Source organism: Collinsella sp. HCP28S3_E12 (assembly GCF_052065595.1).
In the GTDB taxonomy this organism is placed as follows: domain Bacteria; phylum Actinomycetota; class Coriobacteriia; order Coriobacteriales; family Coriobacteriaceae; genus Collinsella.
The window spans coordinates 1-17427 of sequence record NZ_JBQHTS010000028.1 but is presented as its reverse complement, the minus strand read 5'-3'; the positions used below and the strand labels follow the sequence as shown (position 1 = coordinate 17427).

15 protein-coding genes are annotated in these 17427 nt (G+C 60.2%); 8 read left to right on the top strand and 7 right to left on the bottom strand.

The window, feature by feature from the left end:
- The 8 genes from istB to ACTNBY_RS08910 form a co-directional block, all read left to right on the top strand.
- On the top strand, positions 1 to 583 hold a 583-nt coding region (istB, locus tag ACTNBY_RS08945; RefSeq protein WP_441064210.1), incomplete at its 5' end, for an IS21-like element helper ATPase IstB.
- On the top strand, positions 580 to 873 hold the full coding sequence (locus ACTNBY_RS08940) for an IS3 family transposase (RefSeq protein ID WP_441064209.1): 294 nt from the start codon (positions 580 to 582) through the stop codon (positions 871 to 873). The genes istB and ACTNBY_RS08940, both read left to right, overlap by 4 nt.
- Before the next feature lie 227 nt (positions 874 to 1100).
- Positions 1101 to 1973, top strand: a complete 873-nt coding sequence (locus tag ACTNBY_RS08935; protein WP_441064208.1) for a methylenetetrahydrofolate reductase — start codon at positions 1101 to 1103, stop codon at positions 1971 to 1973.
- On the top strand, positions 1973 to 2761 hold the full coding sequence (locus tag ACTNBY_RS08930) for a hypothetical protein (protein WP_441064206.1): 789 nt from the start codon (positions 1973 to 1975) through the stop codon (positions 2759 to 2761). Before ACTNBY_RS08935 ends, ACTNBY_RS08930 begins: the two co-directional genes overlap by 1 nt.
- A gap of 9 nt (positions 2762 to 2770) precedes the next feature.
- On the top strand, positions 2771 to 5320 hold the full coding sequence (locus ACTNBY_RS08925; RefSeq protein WP_441064205.1) for a homocysteine S-methyltransferase family protein: 2550 nt from the start codon (positions 2771 to 2773) through the stop codon (positions 5318 to 5320).
- Between the two features lie 108 nt (positions 5321 to 5428).
- Positions 5429 to 6793: a PFL family protein gene (locus tag ACTNBY_RS08920; RefSeq protein WP_427719427.1), complete on the top strand. Its 1365-nt coding sequence runs from the start codon at positions 5429 to 5431 to the stop codon at positions 6791 to 6793.
- A 480-nt stretch (positions 6794 to 7273) separates the two neighbouring features.
- On the top strand, positions 7274 to 7999 hold the full coding sequence (locus tag ACTNBY_RS08915) for a class I SAM-dependent methyltransferase (protein ID WP_441064203.1): 726 nt from the start codon (positions 7274 to 7276) through the stop codon (positions 7997 to 7999).
- 157 nt (positions 8000 to 8156) lie between these two features.
- Entirely contained in the window at positions 8157 to 8456 is a 300-nt protein-coding gene (locus ACTNBY_RS08910) for a YhbY family RNA-binding protein (RefSeq protein ID WP_441064201.1), read from the top strand.
- A 61-nt stretch (positions 8457 to 8517) separates the two neighbouring features.
- On the opposite strand, the gene ACTNBY_RS08905 is transcribed toward ACTNBY_RS08910, so the two are convergent.
- From ACTNBY_RS08905 to ACTNBY_RS08875, 7 genes are all read right to left on the bottom strand, one after another.
- Positions 8518 to 11517, bottom strand: a complete 3000-nt coding sequence (locus ACTNBY_RS08905; RefSeq protein ID WP_441064200.1) for an AfsR/SARP family transcriptional regulator — start codon at positions 11515 to 11517, stop codon at positions 8518 to 8520.
- 536 nt (positions 11518 to 12053) lie between these two features.
- Complete coding sequence (nagB, locus tag ACTNBY_RS08900; RefSeq protein ID WP_427747557.1) at positions 12054 to 12782, bottom strand: glucosamine-6-phosphate deaminase; 729 nt, start codon at positions 12780 to 12782, stop codon at positions 12054 to 12056.
- 272 nt (positions 12783 to 13054) lie between these two features.
- Positions 13055 to 13522 carry a PTS sugar transporter subunit IIA gene (locus tag ACTNBY_RS08895; RefSeq protein WP_427719420.1) on the bottom strand — a complete coding sequence of 156 codons (468 nt, stop codon included), beginning with the start codon at positions 13520 to 13522 and terminating at the stop codon, positions 13055 to 13057.
- 100 nt (positions 13523 to 13622) lie between these two features.
- Entirely contained in the window at positions 13623 to 14960 is a 1338-nt protein-coding gene (gene glmM / locus ACTNBY_RS08890; RefSeq protein ID WP_154517985.1) for a phosphoglucosamine mutase, read from the bottom strand.
- 123 nt (positions 14961 to 15083) lie between these two features.
- Positions 15084 to 15479 carry a 30S ribosomal protein S9 gene (rpsI, locus tag ACTNBY_RS08885; RefSeq protein ID WP_022094634.1) on the bottom strand — a complete coding sequence of 132 codons (396 nt, stop codon included), beginning with the start codon at positions 15477 to 15479 and terminating at the stop codon, positions 15084 to 15086.
- Between the two features lie 2 nt (positions 15480 to 15481).
- Positions 15482 to 15925: a 50S ribosomal protein L13 gene (rplM, locus tag ACTNBY_RS08880; RefSeq protein ID WP_370450665.1), complete on the bottom strand. Its 444-nt coding sequence runs from the start codon at positions 15923 to 15925 to the stop codon at positions 15482 to 15484.
- 157 nt (positions 15926 to 16082) lie between these two features.
- On the bottom strand, positions 16083 to 16961 hold the full coding sequence (locus ACTNBY_RS08875; protein ID WP_154517988.1) for a patatin-like phospholipase family protein: 879 nt from the start codon (positions 16959 to 16961) through the stop codon (positions 16083 to 16085).
- Positions 16962 to 17427 lie beyond the last annotated feature (466 nt).

The window sequence follows — 17427 nt, the reverse complement described above, 5'->3', positions numbered from 1 at the left end:
CCAGCGCATACGGTCGTCGGGGTTCCCCTACGTCAAGGGGCTGGCGGACTTCGACTGGGACTTCCAGCCGTCGGTCCCGCGCGCCGAGATCGAGGAGCTCGCGACCCTGAGGTTCGTCGAGCGGGCCGAGAACGTCCTGTTCGTGGGGAGCCCCGGCGTGGGCAAGACGCACCTCGCCGTCGCGCTGGGCATCGAGGCGGTCAGGGCGGGGCGCGAGGTCAGGTTCGTGGACTGCGCCCGGCTCGTCGAGGACCTGGAGGACGCCTCGTCGCGCGGCATCCTCAAGAAGAGGCTCAGGTACTACGCCCACTCGAGGCTGCTGATCATCGACGAGCTCGGCTACCTCGACGTCGGCAGCGCGGGCGCGGACCTGCTGTTCCAGCTGATATCGACGCGCTACGAGCAGCGCTCGACGATCATCACCACCAACGTGGGGATCAGCGGCTGGGGCAGGGTGTTCGGGGACGACGTGGCGGCGAGCGCGATCGCGGACAGGGTGTGCCACCACTGCCACCTGGTCAAGATAACCGGCAGGTCCTACAGGCTGAAGGACCTGCCGAGGGACGGTCCCGTCGAGCCGTGACCGGAATCGGTGAAAATACGTTAGCGCAACCGGTGAAACCGCCTTTGCGCGAACGGCGCGCCTGTTTAGCGAAACTGGTGAAAAATAGATTGACGCTAACAAACGGCGCGACGGAGCAGGTGTTCGGCCACATCAAGGACGAGTTCTTCCGCGGAAGGACGTGGCCGGACTTCGAGTCCTTCAAGGCGGACCTCGACGACTTCGTGGTCCATTGGAACACGAGGAGGCGCCAGGTTAAACTGAAGGGACTGACCCCGGAGGAGTTCCGGAGACAGTCCCTTGCGGCGTAGTTCTTATTTAAGCCGTCCAGGTTTTGGGGTGCAGTTCAAAAAGACTACCCTGCGTACCTGGTTGATGGGGTAAAAAAGCTCCAAATTAGCTACGCTGTTATAGGGAATGCCGATAGCGAAACATCTTCGATTGATATTTCCAAATAGCGAGTAAAACTCCGCCGTAGCGCAGCGGTGCTGTAGAATCCTTACAACACATCACGCTAATGTATCTAAAGGAGCACGATATGCGCGTCGACGAGGTTTTTAAGCAGGCAGCATCCCAGGGCACCACGCCCGTTTCGTTTGAGATGTTCCCGCCCAAGGGCGAGCTTACCCTCGACACGGCTCGCGAGGTGGCTGGTAATCTGTGCAAGCTTTCGCCGAGCTTTGTCTCGGTCACCTGCTCGGCCGGCGGCTCGGGCAACGGCGCCACCACCGCCCCCATCGCGCATATGATTACGGGCGAATTCGATACGCCCTCGGTGGCGAACCTCACCTGCGTTGGCCGCACGCATGCCGATATCGCCGCCAAGATCGACGAATACCGCTCCGCCGGCGTAGAAAATGTGCTGGCCCTGCGTGGCGATCTTCCCGCCGGCGCGAGCGAGAATGACAAGCCCGCCTCGGACTACGCCTACGCCCGCGATCTCATCCCCGAGCTCGTCGACGCCGGCTTTTGCGTGGGCGCCGCAGCCTACCCCGAAGGCCACATTGCCTGTGAGAATCTCAACCTCTCGGTCGAATATCTCAAGCAAAAGCAGGACGCCGGCGCGAGCTTCTTTGTGACGCAGCTCTTTTTTGATAACGAGTGCTTCTACCGTTTTCGCGAGCTTGCCGACAAGGCCGGTATCACTGTGCCCATTACCGCAGGCATCATGCCGTTTATGGGCAAGTCGCAGATCAGCCGCATGGTCTTTATGTGCGGCGCGTCGCTGCCCTCCCCCGTCATCAAGATTCTCGCCAAATACGAGAACGACCCCGAGAGCCTGCAGGCAGCCGGTGTAGATTATGCAGCCCGCCAGCTTTGCGACCTTAAGGAGCACGGTGCCGACGGTCTGCACCTGTACACTATGAATCGTCCTGCGATCGCCGCAACCATTATGGAGCGCCTGGGGTAATGGAAAAACCGCACATCGATACAGCTTTTGGTGAAGTGCCGGCCGACCTTGCGTCGCCGGCGCTCTACCGTATCGATGATGCCCACCATCCCCGCGTCGATCGTGCCGAGATGCTGCGGTATCTGGGTTACGGCGGCCAGCAGATTGAGCCCGAGCTGTCACGACGTATTGAGCTTGTGGTCGAGCGCCTTGAGCTGGACATTGAGCCCCGTGGCGTGCGCCGCGTATTTGCCGTCGATGCCATGGGCGTGGACGAGCAGGGAGAGCCCAGCATCCGTCTGGTTGGAACCAACGTTGAGCTGCGCGGTCGCGATATCTATCGACATCTCAAAGACGCCCGCTTTGCCGCGCTCATGGCATGCACCCTCGGCATGGACGCCGAGCGTCGTCTGCGCACCACGGGAGCCCAGCAGCCCCTAGAGGGAGCCGTGCTCGATGCCGCGTGCTCCGCCTATGTGGAAGCTGCCGTCGAGCAGATGGACCAGCAGGTCAAGGCTGCGGCCGCCGCACACGGACTCGCCGGTAACTGGCGCTTCAGTCCCGGCTACGGCGACTGCCCGCTTACGGCTCAGCGTTCAATCGTGGCTGCACTCAACGCCACGCGGCTCATCGGGCTTACCGTCACACCTACCAGCCTGCTCATGCCCACCAAGAGCGTGACCGCGGTGATCGGCCTGTTTGACGGCGAGGTCCACGACGCCCAGAGTCGCCCCACCTGCAATATCTGCCGCATGCGCGAGCACTGCCGCTTCCGCGCCGCCCACACCACCTGCTATTTCAGCCATTAGGAGCCCCCGATGTTTACTCCGCTTATCACTCATGATCTGGACGGCGCCGCGCTGGCGGCGCCCGTTGATGCTGCCCGCCGCAGGGGCGCCACGTACAAGACGCGCACGATCGACGACCTTTACATTAAGGACGATCGCCTGCGCGCCGCCATCGAGGGCACGGGGCACCTGCTGTTCGACGGCGGCATGGGCACCATGCTGCAGGCGGCCGGCATGAAGGCCGGCGCCCTGCCCGAGCTGCTCAACTTTGAGGAGCCCCAGGTCATTACCGATATTCAGCGTCAGTATGTCGAGGCCGGCTGCGATGTGATCACCGCCAACACCTTTGGCGCCAACGCCCACAAGCTCGATGGTGCCGCCACCGTGGCAGATGTCTTTGCCGCCGCCGTCGCCTGCGCCCGCGAGGCCGGCGCCCGCTATGTCGCCGGTGACATCGGCCCCATCGGCGCGCTGCTTCGCCCCTTGGGTACCCTCAGCTTCGACGAGGCCTATGACCTCTTTGCCGAGGAAGTGCGCGCTGGCGTCGACGCGGGTGTGGACCTCTTTATTATCGAGACCATGACAGATCTTGCCGAGATCAAGGCGGCGGTCCTTGCCTGCCGCGAGAACTCCGAGCTGCCCGTCTTTGCCACCATGACCTTTGAGGAAGACGGTCGCACCTTCCTGGGCACGAGTCCCGAGGTTGCCGCTATCACGCTCGACGCCATCGGCGCCGACGTCCTGGGCATCAACTGCAGCCAGGGACCGGCCGAGCTCCGAGGACTCGCCGCACGTATGCTAACCGTTACGGACAAGCCCGTTATGGTGCAGGCCAACGCGGGACTCCCCCACGTGGACGACGACGGTAACACCGTCTTTGACATCCAGGCCCCCGAATACGCCAAGGCCGTCGCCGGCATGATCGCCGACGGCGTGAGCGTCGTGGGCGGCTGCTGTGGCACCACGCCGGCGCACATGGCAGCGCTGCGCACGCTTATCGATAACCACACGCCCAGTCCGCGCCACCGCAAGCCCAGCATGTCGGTTACGAGCGCCCAGACCGTGGTGGACCTCCCCTGTGACGGCCACAAGATCGCCGTCATCGGCGAGCGCATCAATCCCACCGGCAAAAAGCGCCTGCAGCAGGCCCTACGCGACGGCGACCTGGACTACGTCGTAAGCCAGGGCATCAGCCAGCAGGAGCAAGGCGCCGACATCCTGGACGTCAACGTGGGCCTGCCCGAGATCGACGAGGTCAAGATCATCCAACAGGCGACCGAACAGCTCCAGGGTTCCACGCTGCTGCCGTTGCAGATCGACTCCACCGATCCCGCCGCCGTCGAGGCCGCCGTGCGCCGCTACGCCGGCAAGCCCATCATCAACTCGGTCAATGGCAAACAGCAGATCATGGATGAGATCTTTCCGCTGGTCGCCCATTACGGCACCAACGTCGTCGGCCTCACGCTCGACGAAGGCGGCATTCCCGATACCGCCGAGGCTCGCTTCGCCATCGCCGAGCGCATCGTGGCCGAGGCCGCCCGCTACGGCATCGGACCGGACCGCATCCTCATCGACTGCCTGGTCATGACCGCCTCGACCAATCAACGCCAAGCCGAGCAGATCCTGCGCGCCATGTCCCTGTGTAAGGAGCGTCTGGGCGTCAAATGTGCACTCGGCGTGTCGAACATCAGCTTTGGCCTGCCCGCCCGCCCGCTGCTGGGCTCGGTCTTTTTGGCTGCCGCTTTTGGCGCGGGCCTGGACGCCCCCATCATGAACCCGGGCTCCAAGCGCTTTATGGATACCGTCTACAGTTATCGCGTCTTGAGCGTTGAGGACGAGGGCTCAACCGGATACATCGAGCGCTACGCCGGCTGGACCGATCCGTACAAGATCGCCGCGAACCCGGCGGCGGCTCAGACAGTATCGACCGACACTGTGCCCGCCGCTGGCACCGACGGCAACGACGACCCGATTCGTCGCATGGTCGTCTCGGGCCGCAAAGGCGAGATTGCGGCCGAGACCGAGCGTCTGCTGGCAGACCACGACGCCATGGACCTCATCAACAACCACTTTATCCCCGCCCTCGACGAGGTTGGCGTCCTCTTTGACCAGGGCAAGTTCTTCTTGCCGCAGCTCATGGCCTCGGCCGAGGCCGCGCGCGTGGGTTTTGACACCATCAAGCGCCGGATGCCCGCCGGCGAGATTGCCGACAAGGGCAAAATCTGCGTGGCCACCGTCAAAGGCGACATCCACGACATCGGTAAGAACATCGTCAAGATGCTGCTCGATAACTACGGCTATACCGTCTTTGACCTAGGCCGCGACGTCGACCCGCAGGAGGTGCTCAAGACCGTACGGGAGCGCGACATCAAGCTCGTCGGCCTCTCGGCGCTTATGACCACCACGGTCGTCGCTATGGAGGAGACCATCAAACTGCTTCATGCCGAGGTGCCGGGCGTCAAGATCATCGTAGGCGGTGCCGTACTCACCCCCGAATACGCCAAGCAGATCGGCGCGGACTACTACGCCAAGGACGCCGCCGAAAGCGCTCGTATCGCCGAAGAGGTCTTTGGGCAGTAACACAACGGAAACAACCGAGCACCAAAACGTGCCGCATGCGCCACTTGGCACGTGCGGCACGTTAGAATAGACAAGACTATGCTCGTTTTGGCAGATAGGAGTGCAAGGATGGCGATCACGCCCGCAGAAATCGCGGAAACCCGCGGCATGGTTGAGGAGCAGAACCTCGACATCAGGACCATCACCATGGGTGTTTCGCTCATGGGTTGCGGCGACGAGAACCTCGACCGCATGTGCACGAAGATCTACGACCACGTGACGCACACGGCTGAGCATCTGGTCGAGACCGCCGAGAACCTCGAGCGCGAGTACGGTATCCCCATTGTCAACAAGCGCGTTTCCGTCACCCCGGTGGCGCAGATCGCCGCGTGCTGCAAGGATGAGGACCTCACCCCCATCGCGCATGCCCTCGACCGCGCGGCCGAGACGCTCGGCATCGATTACCTGGGCGGCTTCTCCGCACTCGTCCAGAAGGGCATCGGCGACGCCGACCGCCGCGTCATCCAGTCCATCCCCCAGGCGCTCGCTACCACCAGCCGCGTCTGCTCCAGCGTCAACGTCGCCAGCCTGCGCGCCGGCATCAACATGGACGCCGTGCTCATGGCGGCTCAGACCATCATCGATGCCGCCAAGCTTACGGCAGATGAGGATTCCGTCGGTGCTTCCAAGTTTGTCTGCTTTGCCAACATGGTCGAGGACTCCCCGTTTATGGCGGGCGCCGTTCACGGCGGTGGCGAGGCCGACGCCGTCATCAACGTAGGCGTCTCGGGCCCCGGCGTTATGGCCGCAGCCCTGGAGAAGCTGCCCGATTCCGCATCGATGATGGAAGTCGCCGAAAAGATTAAGCAGACCGCCTTTAAGATCACCCGTGCCGGCGAGCTCATGAGTCGCGAGGCCGCCCGTCGCCTAGGTGTCGAGAAGGGCATTGTCGACCTGTCGCTGGCGCCTACGCCTGCCGTCGGCGACTCCGTCGCGCGCATCCTCGAGATCATCGGCGTGGGCACCTGCGGTGGCCCCGGCACGACCTGCGCGCTCGCCATGCTCAACGATGCCGTCAAGAAAGGCGGCGTCATGGCCAGCTCCAGCGTGGGCGGCCTCTCGGGCGCCTTTATCCCCGTGTCCGAGGACGCCGGCATGATCGCCGCCGTCGAGGCCGGCGCGCTTTCGCTCGAGAAGCTCGAGGCCATGACCTGCGTGTGCTCCGTTGGCCTGGACATGATCGCCATTCCCGGCGACACCCCGGTCGAGACTATCGCCGGCATTATCGCCGACGAGATGGCCATCGGCGTCATCAACAATAAGACCACGGCCGTGCGCGTGATCCCCGCCATCGGCAAGGGCGTGGGCGACTGCGTCGAGTATGGCGGCCTGTTTGGCCGTGCGCCCATCATGCCGGTGAACCCCAACGCCGGCACCGTGCTTGCCCACCGCGGTGGACGCTTCCCGGCGCCGCTGAACTCGCTCAAGAACTAGCTGAGGGGGACTGGCGAGGAGCCCCGGTGAGGGCAAATATATAAGGTCGCCTGCTCGGACAGTCCTGACTCGCACGGAGAGCACATTAAGTGCTCTCCGGCTCGTGCGGAACTCGCGATCGACCTTATATATTTGCCCTCCCCGGGGCTCCCGCACAACGGGACCTCAGTTGGGTTCTATCCCGGTTGCAGTTGCTTCGCTCCTGCACCACTTGGCTGGTGCGGCGGTTTGGCGTTGGAACGGTTCTTTTTCTGATATATGCTTGTTGCGGCTCTTCTTTTGGGAGGGGCCGCTTTTTTGTTGTAAGGGGGATGGCCCGTGGCTGATGGTGTAATTCAATCTGAGCTTCTTTCTGCGGATTGGAATGGCGAATGGATGCGCTTGCAGGCTGGTCGGCGGCGGGCTGATGATTCTTTTGAATGGGATAAGCGGGCTCGGCATTTTCGGCCGCTTGAGACTGCTCCGTATGCCCGGGACTTTATGAAGCTGTTGGCGTTAAAGCCTGGTGAATCCGTGCTGGATATGGGGTGTGGGGCCGGGTCGATTGCTATTCCGCTTGCTCAGGCTGGACATCCCGTGATTGCCGCTGATTTTTCCCCTGCTATGTTGGGCACGCTTGATGCTGGCATTGAGTACTATGGGCTCGAGGATCGCATTACACCGCTTGAGCTTGCTTGGGATGATGACTGGGATTTGGTTGGACCGGTCGCGAAAGCGGTAGATGTTGCCTTTGCGAGTCGCTCGGTTACTACGAACGACCTAAAAGGCGCGCTTGCCAAGCTCGACCGTACGGCTCGGCGGCGTTGTGCTGTCACGATGGTCGCCAACTCCAGCCCGCGCTATGACCTGCACGTGATGAATGCCATCGGCGCCTCGGTTACCCGTAGCAATGGTTTTGTGTACGCCTTTAACATCCTTATTCAGATGGGCGCACTACCGCAGGTCACGTATTTTGAATCGCCCCGTCGTGACACCTTCGATAGCCTCGAGGCCGGCGTGGCGGACTTCTCCCGTATGCTCGAGCATGGCAACGAGGATAAGATCGATCGTCTGCGCGACTATATCGCCCAACATATGATCGAGAACCCCCATGCCGGCGAGCCGGGATCCAAGGGCGTGCCGCAGGGACGTTACATGCTCGACCACATCCGCAAGGTCCGATGGGCGTTCATTGCCTGGGAGCCGGTCTCTGCGCCCCGACCGTAGCCCATCTAAAGCATGCATCGTCTACCCGCCCGGCATCCGCATTCTTTGCGAACTGGCAAACGCGCTCCACACCGCGCCGTTCCTGCGCTATCGTGGGACAGCTCACGTAGATTAAGGCCCCATCGCGGGGCGCCCCATACATAGAAAGCGAGATCCCATGGCACTGACAGGAGCCCAGGTCAAGCAGCTTCGCAGCATGGCCCATCACCTCAACCCCGCCATCATCATCGGTAAGTCCGATGTCAACGAGGGTACCGTCGAGCAGACGGCCGCCTACCTGGAAAAGCACGAGCTCGTTAAGTGCTCCGTGCTGGACGGCTCCAGCCTTTCTGCCCGCGAGGCCGCCGAGGAACTCGCCGAGCGCTGCCACGCCGACGTCGTTCAGGTTATCGGCCGCAAGTTCTCGCTGTATCGAGAGTCCTCGCGCAAGGATATCGAGAAGATCAGGCTCGTCTAAGGGCCGATCGGTTCACATAGAGCAAGCCTGCGGGCGTCCGAATGATACGGGCGCCCGTTTTTTATCGCTCAATGAACGGTCGGTTGACCCTGCTTTCGACCAGACGCTCGTAGAGACGCTTGGTCTCGGGCTCGGGAACGCCTGCGACCTGTTCCTTAAGATGATGGATATGCCCGCTATAGAGCTCGACGATATCGCGGCGTCTCCCCGCCGCACTGTACACGCGCATGGCGCATCGCACCATGTCCTCGCGTGCGGTCTCCTGACGTAGCCCCGCTTCTACCAGCCAGATTGCCGACTGCAGGTCGTTTTCTTCCAAGGCAGCGCTTGCTCCCACAATCATGCAGTCGATAAACTTCGACTGCATGATGCGGCGCATGCGCAAAAAGTACGTCGGATTGCAACCGTTGGGGATATACAGCGGTCCGGTATAGAGCTGTTCGATCTTAAGACACAGCTCGACCAGGTGAGGCCCACGCACTCTTGTGCGATTACCCAAAATCTCGCGGCTTATCTGCTCAAATAGCTTCACATCGGTCTTAACGTAATCCCTGTTGAGGCCAAGGCAGTCGTTTTGAATCAGGACGCACGACTTGCCATCTGGCGTGGGTCCCAAAGCGGATCGTAAGCGTGACACAGTCGAATACAAGTTGTTACGGGCGCTACTGTACTCGGCATGTGGCCACAGTTCCATAGCCAAGGTCTCGCGATCGACAAACGAATCGATACCCAACGCAAGCCGCTCGGCAAGCGTTGCCGCTTTCTTACGACGCCACATCTTGTCTGTGATGGGAAATCCGTCGCGCTCGGCACGAAACGCGCCAAACATGCGAATCTCGATATGATCGATAGCGTCGACGGGTTCGACCTCGCCGACCTGGAACAGCCGCTCGCTCTCTCCCTCCAAATCGTCGCGCAGCGAATATCGCGATAGCTCACGCACCGGGAGCTTCTTTCGAATCTTGGCAGCAGGCTCGCCCAGGCAATGCATCGCAAGGCGTGCAAACAGCCGATACGCTGGCTCCAGAATCCCAGAACGATTCATAGACATCCAGGCGGCAAGATCGCTGTCACGGCCCGCAGACGCCAAATGCAGCGCTACGACCCAAGCCTCCGCGCCGCCGACTTGTGTCCGACTTAGGTCGAGCAGCTCTGCCTCTTCTCGTACCGACACCATCGACGTATTGCGAAGGCTTGATGCACGCTCCAACAGCAACGCGTTGTCGCGCATGTATGCGATCGACTCGTCAGCAAGCTTGAGCACCTGGACCGCGCGGAACTTCGCGTTGACCGGGCGCCCCTCGGCGAGCGCCTGCCAGCCTTCAAGTAGCAGGCCAAACAGCTGGATTTGATTGTCACGCACGCGCACGGCAAAGCGATCGAGCTCATTAAACGCCGTATCGTCAGTCATTGGCAGGCCTGCAAGCAGACGCCGTGCCGCCAGCACCATACGCACCCAGACAGCCGGTGCCTTAAGCCCACGAGCATCGAGTGCCTCCCGTGTTCGAGACATCTCGTCGTCACGCTCATCGATTCCCATAAAGGACCCATCAAAGAGCTCCACCAACATCCGATCTGCCCGTATGAGAATCTCTGCAATATCGAGTTCGCAATCATATACCTTGTTCGCCTTGAGTCCCGAAAGTGCTGCGCCGTCTTTCGCCTGTTCGGTCAGCCGGCTCTTAACCTCGATATGCGCCGACAGCATATCGAGCGCAGCACAAGATGCCTCATTTTTTGGAAGAGCAGGATTGGCTGGAAGCCCAAGCTCGCAATCTCCATAACAGACGACCGTAAGCACCTGGGCGACTTTCCAAGAAACCAAATCAATCTCGCGGACCGACTGTGCGCTCGCATGTTCGACAATCGAGGCCATATACCGGGCCAGTTTAGTATTCGAAACGCTTACCGCCGCCAAATAGACACCAAGTGCCTCGGTGGGCGTCGGCTCCAACGCGGGCTTGTCGGCATCCGTCGTCCTCAGTACCGCGCGACAGACATCCCCTCCATGCCCAGTCAGAGCCAAATCGACACCATACTGTCCAGCAAGCTCAAGGACGGCGTCGCGATCCAAAAAGGCATCTGCCAAATCCATCGCAGCATCGCATCGGCCCGCCTTGAGCAGAATGCGTGCCGCGCGCATAACGAGCTCTGGACGAATTTCCGCAACCATTTTTCGTAATCTCAGGCGCGCGTTATCCTCGGTGCCCATACACGTAAAGCTTCGGTCGACCGGATCGACACCAAAAATCGGATAATCACGAACAAGATAGGACTGATCGATCATGGAAAGCCTGACACCGCATGCCTCAAGTTCCGCAATCTTGCCCTCGCCCATCAGGGCCATCACGCACGCCACGTTAAATAGGGCGCCGTTATCGATTGATGCCATATCGGCAAGTGCCGCACCGTATACGTTGACAATCTCGTTTTCGAGCAAGCTGGCAACGTCGCCCTCTCCGTACAGCCCCGTCTGCATAGCCGAAACCAACTCGGGAACACCCTGTGTGAGCTGGTAAAAATCGAGCGACGTGCTAATCGAGAACGCCGATGCCCAAGCCGAATACTCATAGGCATGCACCTTGAGCATCTGCGCATTGATCTTGACCGAGTCACCCAGCCCGCGAATCAACTGGCGATTTGAGGGGCGGCAGGTGACAAAGACCCCGATCCCCATAGTGCGCAGGCCTCGAATTCGATCGATAAGCTCCTCGGTATCTTGCTGATCGAGGTTGGGGACGTTATCAATCGCAATCAACGATCGCGGTTTGTCCTCAAGTTCATCTGTGACCACTTCGAGCTGCATAAACACCTCGCGGGCAATCGCGCGGTCAGCCTCGATGATTCGTACCAGACCGCGCGTCGGGTCGCTTTTGACTTCCTGAGTGTACTGAAGCAATATCGATGTTTTCCCAAACCCATCTGGTGCATAGAGCAACACAATGCCCGCCTTGCGGCCCTTGACAATCAACTCGCTCATCAGGCGATCACGTCGGACCATATAACCTGTGCCCAATGGCGCCAATTCGAGATCGTCCGTATCGTTCAGCCCGTTCATCATGCTCGCTCCTTACCTCGGCCACATGGACACCGTAATCGCAAGACAGCCCAAGCCATCCCGTAAATCGAACGACGCAGAGTTTTAGGTTGTCTTTCGGTTCGCATTTGGCAAGTTTTTGTTCAGCGAGCGCCGATTGAAACTTTTCCCCCAACCAACCGGTCTTTGCGCAGGTCAATGCGCTTGCCAGCATGTCCCACTCATTTGGCAGTGTAACGCAATGGGGCTTGTAATATTTTGTTGCGCAACTCGCCTACGCGCTGCTACCGTTTGCGACTCATTAGTAGCATATTTGAATAGAATATGCTAGAGAATGCATCACACTATACGAGGCACCACCGTCAAGCTTTTGGCAAGCTAATGTTATGCACACCATAAAGCCCGCGCTCATTCTGATTCCGCTGGCAGATATTGCGGACGGACGCAGCATAGGAGCCCATGAGTCTATAAGCTAGCCGCCATCCCACATATGCATAATAAAAAAGGCCCCCGCAGAACGGGAGCCTGTAACAAAGTAATAACAAATCGCTCGGATTGTACTACTCGCAGAGCGAAAGGGCAGCCTCGTCGGCAACGACGACGCAGTTGGTGTGCAGCTGCAGGATCGAAGCCGGGCACTCGGGCGTAACCGGGCCATAGCACATATCGTGAACAGCCTGAGCCTTGGCCTCGCCGTTGGCGACGACCAGGATCATGCGGGCATACATGATGGTCTGGGTACCCATGGTGTAAGCCTGGCGGGGAACGTCGTCGATGCTATCGAACAGGCGGCTGTTGGCCTGAATGGTGCTCTCGGTGAGGTCGACGCAGTGCGTACCCTTGGAGAAGTGGTCATCGGGCTCGTTGAAGCCAATATGACCGTTATTACCAATGCCGAGCAGCTGCAGATCCGGGTAACCGGCGGCAGCGACGATCTTATCGTACTCGGAGCAGGCAGCGGCGGCATCGGGGTTGGAGCCATCGGGCACGTGCGTGTTATTCAAATCGACGTTGATGTGATCGAAGAAGTTCTCGCGCATGAAGTAGTGATAGCTCTGGGGATCATCGTGCGAAAGGCCGCGATACTCGTCCAGGTTATAGGTGCTGACCTCGGAGAAGTCAATATCGCCCTTCTTGTACCAATCGGCGAGCTGCTTGTAGGCGCCAATCGGAGTGGAGCCGGTGGCAAGACCGAGCACGCAATCGGGCTTAAGGATAACCTGCGCCGAGATGATATTGGCGGCCTTGCGGCTCATATCCTCGTAGTCTTTAGCTTTAATGATCTTCATTACGCATCCTTTCTCGTAGAAGAGAGGCAAGGCTCCCCTTACAAGCACTTGCCCGCGGCCTGCGTCGGCCGCAACCAACGTTTGCGGCCACCAGGGCGAGGTCGCGTAATGTATGTATCTCGTGTCTAGCCGCGTCGAGGCCCCTGCCCGTCCACGGTGACCCGAAGCCTTTTAGCCTCGGACATTTTCCATCTTGCCACGGAGGGCGCCCTCTTTCAAGGGCGCCCTCCGTAAACGTGTTTGAATTGTAGGCCAAAGGGCAAGCGAACGAGTTAGCGCTCGCGAGCGACGATGAGCTGATCCATCTCCTCGACATGCTCGCCGACGGAGCCCTTGATGCTCGAGAACTCAACAGAGTTGCACACCAAAATGGGAACCGTCACATCGTAGCCCTCGGCCTCGATTGCCTCGCGTTCAAACTCGATAAGCACATCGCCCTTATGGACGATATCGCCCACCTGTGCATGCACGGTAAAGTGTTTGCCCTCGAGCTGAACGGTATCGAGTCCAACGTGGATTAAAACATCCAAGCCATCGACCGTGTTGAGCGCAACGGCGTGTCCCGTTGGAAAAATCGCCTCGATCTTGGCATCCGCAGGTGCAATCACGCGCGTGCCCGTAGGCCGAATGGCAACGCCTTGGCCCAAAAGGCCCGTGGCAAACGTCTGGTCGTTAACCTCGGAAAGCGGAATGACATCGCCCGAGATGGGAGCATCCAGCGTAAGGACTCGACCACGCATACCAAAAGACCTTAGGACTTTAGTGAACATGCTCCCCCTTGGACATACCAATGATCAAAACCAGCTTCCTAGTTTACCACTTGGCATTGGTTTTTGACCATTAGGGAAGTTCGCGCTTGACAACCTCGACGATGTCGTCAACGACGCGCTGAGTCAGCTCGTGCGTCTCGGCCTCAGCCATCACGCGAACCAGCGGCTCGGTACCGCTCGGGCGCACCAGAATGCGGCCGCGACCGTTAAGCTCCTTCTCGGCGGCAGCGACAGCGTCCCAAATGGGCTGGCAATCGTCCAGACCGGCCTTGTTGTCGGAATGCACGTTGACGAGCACCTGCGGGTACTTCTTCATGATGCCGGCAAGGTCGGTGAGGGTGCGGCCAGTGCGCTTGAGCACGGCCAGCAGCTGCAGCGCCGTCACCAGGCCATCGCCGGTGGTGTTGTGCTCCAGGAAGATGATGTGGCCGGACTGCTCTCCGCCGATAACGGCGCCGTCCGCGAGCATGCGCTCCAGCACGTAGCGGTCGCCCACGGCGGTCTGCACCATCTCAAAGCCCTGTTCCTTCATAGCGATGGAAAAGCCCAAGTTGCACATAACGGTCGAGACGATCTCGGAGTTGGCGAGCTTGCCGCGAGCGGCGAGGTCAGAGCCGCAGATGGCCAGGATGTAATCACCATCGATCTCGTTGCCCTCGCTGTCCACGAACAGCACGCGATCGGCGTCACCGTCGTGGGCCAGGCCGATGTCGGCGTGGGTGCGCAGCACGAGCTCGCGCAGGGGCTCAAGATGAGTGGAGCCGCACTCGACATTGATGTCGGTGCCACAGTAGTCGGTATTGATGGCGTGGACCGTGGCGCCCAGACGCTGAAGCGCGGCAGGCGTGGTCTGGCAGGAAGCACCGTGACCGCAGTCAACGGCAACGACCAGGCCGTCGAGCCTAAGGCCGTCGAGGGTGCTGATAGCGTGGTCGACGTATGCCTTGCGAGCATCCTTCATCTTGATGATGTGGCCCACACCGGCGCCGGTAGGCAGCGTGTCGGCAGCCATGGCCTCCTCGGACATGACCCAGGCGCTGATCTCTTCTTCAACGGCATCGGGAAGCTTCATGCCCTTGCGGCTAAAGAACTTGATGCCGTTAAACTCCGGCGGATTGTGCGAAGCGGAGATGACGATGCCGCCGTCGAGGTCGTTTTGGACGGTGAGCAGCGCCACGGCCGGCGTAGGGATAACGCCGCAGCAGTGCGGGCGACCGCCCTCGGCCATAATGCCAGCGGTCAGAGCACTCTCGAGCATGGTGCCCGAAAGACGCGTGTCGCGGCCAACGCAAATGTCCGGACCAAGGAACTTGGTCGCCGCACGGCCAAGGCGAAACGCGAGGTCGCACGAGAGGTCGGCGTTGGCGACGCCACGGACGCCGTCGGTGCCAAAGATGTTCTGGGGCATAGGATCGCTCCTTCCCAAGTGGGCAAAACGCACTCGCCCACCCTAGTCGAAAAAGAAAAACGGGACCCGCCGAGCAATCGGCAGGCCCCGCTTGTACATTGTATCTCGTAAGGAGATAAAACCTTAGCGCTTGGAGAACTGGGGAGCGCGGCGGGCCTTCTTGAGGCCGTACTTCTTGCGCTCGACCACGCGAGCATCGCGCGTAAGGAAACCGGCCTTCTTGAGGTCAGCACGGTAGTCGCCAGCGTTCAGAAGAGCGCGAGCGATGCCCAGGCGCAGAGCGCCGGACTGACCGGAGATGCCGCCGCCATCGCACAGAGCGATAACGTCGAACTGACCGGCGGTATCGGTCACCTTGAAGGGAGCAAGGGCGTTCTCAACGAGCTGATGACGGCCGAAATACTGCTCGGCGTCACGCTTGTTGATGGTCACCTTGCCGGTGCCGGGGACGAGACGGACGCGGGCGACGGCGTTCTTACGACGGCCGGTACCCTGGTAGACAACGGTGTTCTCAGCCATCTTTAAGCCTCCAGCTCAATCTTCGTGGGGTTCTGGGCAGCATGCGGATGCTCGGCACCAGCGTAGACCTTAAGCTTGGTCATCTGGGCACGGCCGAGGGTGGTCTTGGGCAGCATGCCGCGAACGGCGCGCTCGATGACCTTCTCCGGGTGCTTCTCCATAGCCTGGTGGAAGCTCTCAGCCTTGAGGCCGCCGTTGTAGCCGCTGTGGCGATAATAGGTCTTCGTGTCGGCCTTGTTACCGGTAAGCTGGACCTTATCGGCGTTGATGACGACAACGAAGTCGCCGCAGTCGCTGTTGGGCGTGAACTGGGGCTTGTTCTTACCGCGCAGGATCATTGCGATCTGGGTGGCAAGACGGCCCAGGACAGCACCATCGGCGTCGACGAGAACCCAGTTGCGCTGGACCTCGCCCTGCTTGGCGTAGTGAGTCGATTTCGAAATCACTTAGACTCCTCCATGTACAGTACGTGTTGTTACAGAGATTCACGGGGCTCTGCAAGTAACCCGTCCATATTACCCCGCCCGTCGCCCGAGTCAACAGGTATTTTGGCTCTGACCAGACTTTCTGCACATGTCGTCCATCGGTAATGATGTCGCGACGCTAGCGCTCGACAAATGCCTCGATATCACTCAGCAGACGCTTTGCCTCCTGACGACCCTGAATATACAGGTCGAGAAGCTTTGCCGGATCGTGCTCGACGTGACCGACCTCGACAGGCTTTTGCGGGGCAACGACCAGCGCGCGGCCCTCGCGCTCATACTTCCACAGATGCATGCGCTGGATGTTATAGCGGTCGTGGCGCGTCTCGATAGCCTCGAGCAGATAGGGGTAGTCGGCATAGCGGGCGCGTGCGGCAGGCATAAACTCGTAGGGCTTTTTCTCGTACGAGCGGTCCTGCGTGACAATGACAACCGCGCGATCGAAGCCGGCCTCCTCCAGCACGTGCTCGATGGGGACCGAATCGGCTACGCCGCCGTCGACGTATTTGTGCCCGTCGATCTCGACCGGCGGCGTCACCAGCGGCAGCGACGTCGAGGCGCGCACGGCATCGAGGTCGAGCACGGCGCTTTTGACCGGCAGGTATGCAGCGGTTCCAAAGAGCATGTCCGTCGCGACGGCGTACATCTCGATGGGGCTCGCGTCGAATGCCTCGTTATCAAAGGGATCCAAGCGGTCCTGGACATCGTTGAAGATGAAGTCGTAACCCACGATGGAGCCCGTGGACGCAAACGATGCGGCGCCCATGAAGCGGTTGTCGTTGCAGAAAGTCAGGTTGATGCGGTTGGCACGGCCGATCTGGTGCGACTTGTAGTTCACGCCGTTGAGGGCGCCGGCCGATACGCCATATACTGCCGGAATCTCGACGCCGGCTTCCATGAGGACGTCGAGCACGCCCGCGGTAAATTGCCCGCGGAAGCTGCCGCCCTCCAAGACGAGCGCGACCTTGCCGGCGTTCTTTGCCTTATCTTCTGCCGTCATGTTGACCTCCTACTGTTTCGTTTTGGCCTTCTTCTACCCAGTTTTGAGATGGCGAGCGCATGGGTTTTGGAGTTGAGTAGGACGGGGCGGCTGGCGGAAAGCACGTCCCGTTCTGGGGGGCGATTCCGGGATGGACTTTCCGCCAACAACCCATCCGGAAAATGCATCCCATTCTGAGCGTAGATTCTGGGATGCAACTTCCGCTTGAGGCGTCAACGTGAGCAGTCAATTTGGGACGGGGCTATTTTAGCTGCCCTTTGACTGTCGACGAATTATTGGGGACCGGAACTAATATCGACTGGCTTATAGGGGTAGCTAAAATAGCCCCGTCCCAAATTGACTGCTCCACCTTGTAGAGGCTTTGCGCGGAGAATCCGCGTATTTGCTTCGCAAATCCGCACCGGCTTCGGCCGCCTGCCGGCGTCCTCGCCCGCGGGCTAAAAACGCTTACGCGTTTTCTTTACGC